The organism is Desulfovibrio sp. OH1186_COT-070 (genome assembly GCF_003860215.1).
Classification (GTDB): Bacteria; Desulfobacterota; Desulfovibrionia; order Desulfovibrionales; family Desulfovibrionaceae; genus Desulfovibrio.
In genome coordinates this window covers 1-1,376 of the sequence record NZ_RQYH01000084.1, presented here as the reverse complement: position 1 = coordinate 1,376, position 1,376 = coordinate 1, and the positions used below count along the sequence as shown (strand labels likewise).

1 protein-coding gene and 1 pseudogene are annotated in these 1,376 nt (G+C 51.4%); both read left to right on the top strand.

The annotated features are described in order from the left end of the window. Positions 1–436, top strand: a pseudogene (locus EII23_RS11890) (IS1595 family transposase); the annotation flags it as partial. 392 nt (positions 437–828) lie between these two features. Then, positions 829–1,376 (top strand): hypothetical protein (locus EII23_RS13525; protein ID WP_260424714.1); only part of this gene is annotated, 548 nt, incomplete at its 3' end.

The following is a 1,376-nucleotide window of genomic DNA, read 5'->3' as shown; positions in this document are numbered from 1 at the left end:
GCCATACTCTTTGACCGCAAAACCCGCCTCGTTATCAGTCATCATTTGACTTTGCAGGCAGACCAGGTTTTTAGAATTGGACGAGAGTTACCTCGGCGGTAAGCGCAAAGGAAAACGCGGCAGAGGAGGCGCAGGCAAAGTGGTGGTTTTCGGTATCCTCAAACGCGGCGGCAAGGTTTATACCGTTGTGGTGAACAATGCCAAGAGGGAAAGTTTATTTCCTGTTATTACGAAGAAGCTCATGCCGGACAGCGTGGTTTATACGGACAGTCTGAGCAGTTATGACGTACTGGATGTGAGCGGTTTTCACCACCATAGGATTAACCACAGCAAGGCATTTGCCGACCGGCAAAACCACATCAACGGCATTGAGAATTTTTGCAATCAGGCGAAGCGGGTGCTACGCAAGTACAATGGGATTGACCGGAAAGCGTTTTCGGGCGTAAGGGACAAAAAAGGTGTTAAAAACGGCTGCGAGCCTTACGCTGCAAGGCTTTAAGCGGAGTCAAAACCTTTGAACACAAAAAATGCCCTTTTTGCGCTTCAAAACATGTCAGAAAAGACGGTCGGCAAAATGCCAAGCAACGCTACAGATGTTCGTGCTGTGGCAAACGATTTTCGGGCGGACAAAAACTCAATGCAGACGCACTATGGCAACACTACAGCCAAGGCAAACAAACCGCCGCAGAGCTCGCCAAACACTACAACGTCAGCCGCAAAACCATCGCCCGCTATCTGAAAAAAGCTCAGACAAAATCCGTACTTCCGACACCAAAAACCGCCAACCTCATCATCGATACCACCTACTTCGGGCGCGATTACGGGGTGATGGTGCTCTTGGATTCCATCAGCAAACAGGCGCTGTTTGTCGATGAAGTCGCTTATGAAACCACCGCACTTTACCTGGCAACCATCACCGCAGTCCAAGAAAAAGGCACGGTCATCCGGAGCATTACCTGCGACGGGCGCAGAGGGTTGGACAAACTCTTGCCCGGAGTGCCGATGCAACTGTGCCACTTTCACCAAGTACAGACTGTAAACCGCTATCTCACCCGCAGGCCGAAAAGCGTGGCGGCGTGTGAGTTGCGCGAGTTGGCGTTAAGCCTGAAAAACAGCACGCGGGCTGGCTTTGCAGGAGCGTTGGAGGCGTGGTACGAGCGACATAAAAGCTTCATCAACGAGCGCAGCACCAACCCCATCACCGGCAAGTCGCATTACACGCACAAACGCTTGAGAAGCGCGTACAACAGCTTAAAACGCAGCCTTGAGCGGCTGTTTACCTTTGAGCGTTACCCCGAACTCAACATCCATAAAACGACCAATCTGCTTGAAGGGAAGTTTGCCGACTTGAAGCGCAGATTGAGTTGTCATCAGGG